This is a genomic window from Allobosea sp., from assembly GCF_030694325.1.
GTDB lineage: Bacteria > Pseudomonadota > Alphaproteobacteria > Rhizobiales > Beijerinckiaceae > Allobosea.
In genome coordinates this window covers 1-2,963 of record NZ_JAUXYO010000127.1, presented here as the reverse complement: position 1 = coordinate 2,963, position 2,963 = coordinate 1, and the positions used below count along the sequence as shown (strand labels likewise).

Sequence of the window (2,963 nt, the reverse complement as noted above, 5' to 3'; positions counted from 1 at the left end):
GCCCGGTGCGCTCTCGATGGTCAGCCGCCCGCCATGGAGCCCGACCAGCCCGCGCACGACCGAGAGGCCGAGCCCCGTGCCCTCATAGGCGCGGTCATAGGAGCCCTTGGCCTGGAAGAAGGGATCGCCGAGGCGCGGCAGGTCCTGGGCGCTGATGCCGATGCCCGTATCCGAAACGGACAGATCGACGACATCACCGTCCCGCACCACCGCCAGCACGACGCGGCCGCCGACAGGGGTGAACTTGATCGCATTGGAGAGCAGGTTGATGACGACCTGCTTGAGGGCGCGGCGGTCGCCCTGCACCAGCGGCAGCTCGGGGCCGGCGACCCGCTCGAGGGCGATGCCGCCGGACTCGGCGCGCAGGGTCATCAGGGCCACGCAGTCGCGCGTCATCTCCACGAGGTCGAGCGGCTCCTGGTCGATCGTCATCGTGCCGCTCTCGATCTTGGAGATGTCGAGCAGCGTGTTGACCACGTCGAGCAGATGGTGGCCCGAGGAGTGGATGATGCGCGCATATTCGAGCCGCTTCTCGGCATCGAGCCAGGCTTGGCCCTCATCGCTCAGCATCTCCGAGAAGCCGATAATGGCGTTGAGCGGCGTGCGCAGCTCGTGGCTGACGGTGGCCAGGAAGCGGCCCTTGACATCACTGGCCTTGACCGCTTCGGCGTGGTCGCGAGCCTGCTCTTCCTCCTGGGCGCGGCGGGCCGTGATGTCGCGCGTGACGCAGACCACCGCGGCATTGTCGCCGGGTGTGGCGGTTTCGATCCGGCAGGCCTGCATCTCGAGCCAGAGCGAAACCGGATGCTGGCGCTCGCCGCCCCGGGGCATGAACAGCGTGCGGAAACAGGCCGTGGCAAAGCCGCTGCCATGGGCGGCGTCGCTCAGCGCCTTCAGGAAAAGCGGGCGGTCCGCGACATGGACGCGCTCGAACAGGCCGCGCCCATGCAGATCGCGCGGCTCGGCTCCGGCGAGGCTGCGGGCCGCCGCATTGGCGAAGACGACGGCGCCGGTGGCATCGTGCCAGGTGACGAGATCACCGACATGGTCGAGCAGCAGCTGGGCGCGCTGGTCGGCGGCCCGGTGCTCGCGCAATTCCTCGCGCCGGCGCAGCAGGAAGCCGATCGCGGCCCCCATCGCCTGCAGGATGGCGAGCATGACCAGAACCGGCATCATCTCCCGCGACCACTCCGCCTGTCCGGCGAAGATGCCGGCATGGTCGAGCAGCATCACGGCGATCAGGGCGATGGCGGCGATGCCACCGGCCCTCGCGACATAGGGCCGCGCGCCGAAGAACATCGCTTCCGCTGGGACCGCGGCGAGCCAGAGCAGGAGCGGAGACGCGACACCCCCGGTCATGCCGGCGAGCGCTGCGATGAAGAGCGCCAATGCGGCCGCCGAGATGGCGTGGGCGATGTCGAGCCGGCCGGTCCGCGAGAGAGTGACGACCGCCAGCAGCGGCAGGGCCGCCGCCACGAGGATCGCGGTCTCCAGCATGCCGAGGGTCCCGCGCCAGGCGAGATAGGCCGGCGCCAGGCCGAGCGCGACGCCGCCGACGAGCAGGCGCGTCAGGATGAAGCGCTCATGCCGCATGCGCTCAAGCGAATGGGGCAGCACGGATGCGTGCACCATCGCCGCCACCTGTGTCCTGACCGCCTGCAACTTCATGGGGAACGCAACGCCTGATCGCCGCGAGCGGTTCGCTCGCTTGCGGCCACTGTCGCCAGCGCGGTTTAAGCGGGCCTTAAAGCCGCATCGTCGCGGCCGTCGGGCCGGTTCCCGAAAGGTGATGATTCCTTCGTCTTTTCAATATTTTGACCGATCGGACGTTACGGCAGGGCTACAGTCCCCCTGTTTGTCGGCAGGGTGAACGGAAGCTGAAGATCGCCCGCGGCCTTTGACCATCGCGAATGACGCGATTTTTCCGGGTCCCACGCTAGGATCCGGACGGGTTGAGGCTCGGGTGAGCCTCTGTCGAGACGGGGTTCCGATGGCCTATATCCTGCGCAGTCTGGCGGTGATCGGCGTGATCGCGCTGCACTCGCCCGTCCACGGCGAGCGTTCGCAGGAGCATGACGCCGCCGCGACGGCGCGCAAGGTCGCAGCCGGCGTACCCCGCGTCGATGTCTCGGGCACGATGTCGAGCCTCACCGCGGCGCGGGAGGCGGCCCAGATCTTCGCCGGGCTCGACCCCGAAACGCGCCAGCGCCTGATCGAGATGGCGGCCGCCGCCGCGACCGGCCGGGATACGCAGGCCACGCGCACAACGCGCTGACGGGCCGCAAGGTCAGCGGCCGTGCCGCGCTTGACGGCGTCGCGCGAGACGCCGAAGAGAGGCCATGAGCACCAGCCTGGACGAGATCGTCGCCAATTTCGACCTGCTCGAGGAGTGGGATGACCGCTACCGCTACCTGATCGAGCTCGGCAAGGGCCTGGAGCCCCTGCCGGAGGCGGCCCATAACGAAGCCAACAAGGTGCGCGGCTGTGCCAGCCAGGTCTGGCTGGAATCCCAGACCGAAGCGGGACCGGGCCCGCAGACGCGGCTGTCCTTCCGCGGCGACAGCGACGCCCATATCGTGCGCGGGCTGGTGGCGCTGACGCTGGCGATCTATTCTGGCCGGACTGCGGCCGAGATCATCGCGACCGACGCCTTCGCCACCTATGAGCAGCTCGGGCTTGCGGCGCATCTGACGCCGCAGCGCTCGAACGGCGTGCGCTCCATGATCGAGCGGATCAAGTCCGATGCGCGCGCGGCCGCGGCCGGCTGACCCGGCTCGCGTCAGCCGGCCCGGCCGGAGATGATCGTGGGTCGCGCGCCCTCCTCCCGCCACACAGATGGCCGGGTCCGCGCCGCCCCCTGCGTCGCCCCGAGGCCGTAATGGGCGACCAGCGCCTCGAGCGCGAGGCGCAGCACCACCTTGGCCGAGCGGGCCGGCCAGCCGCGCTCGCGCTCGACGGCGTCG

The 2,963-nt window shown here is 69.8% G+C and carries 4 protein-coding genes; 2 read left to right on the top strand and 2 right to left on the bottom strand.

Annotated features, from left to right (window positions below; all coding sequences use genetic code 11):
• The coding region (locus Q8M82_RS07820) for a PAS domain-containing sensor histidine kinase (RefSeq protein ID WP_305690809.1) at nucleotides 1-1,668 on the bottom strand (1,668 nt) is incomplete at its 3' end.
• A gap of 322 nt (nucleotides 1,669-1,990) precedes the next feature.
• Here Q8M82_RS07820 and Q8M82_RS07815 point away from each other — a divergent pair.
• Together Q8M82_RS07815 and Q8M82_RS07810 are read left to right on the top strand one after the other, a co-directional pair.
• Nucleotides 1,991-2,275 (top strand): hypothetical protein, encoded by a 285-nt coding sequence (locus Q8M82_RS07815; protein WP_305690808.1) that lies wholly within the window; start codon nucleotides 1,991-1,993, stop codon nucleotides 2,273-2,275.
• Between the two features lie 64 nt (nucleotides 2,276-2,339).
• Nucleotides 2,340-2,768, top strand: coding sequence for a SufE family protein (locus Q8M82_RS07810; RefSeq protein WP_305690807.1), 429 nt, complete (start codon nucleotides 2,340-2,342; stop codon nucleotides 2,766-2,768).
• A gap of 11 nt (nucleotides 2,769-2,779) precedes the next feature.
• Here the strand turns inward: Q8M82_RS07810 and Q8M82_RS07805 are convergent.
• On the bottom strand, nucleotides 2,780-2,963 hold a 184-nt coding region (locus Q8M82_RS07805; protein WP_305690806.1), incomplete at its 5' end, for a DUF6456 domain-containing protein.

Excerpts from the sequence above, each read along its gene's own strand:
- Q8M82_RS07815 (WP_305690808.1), top strand. The coding sequence starts at position 1,991 with ATGGCCTATATCCTGCGCAGTCTGGCGGTGATCGGCGTGATCGCGCTG.
- Q8M82_RS07810 (WP_305690807.1), top strand. The coding sequence starts at position 2,340 with ATGAGCACCAGCCTGGACGAGATCGTCGCCAATTTCGACCTGCTCGAG.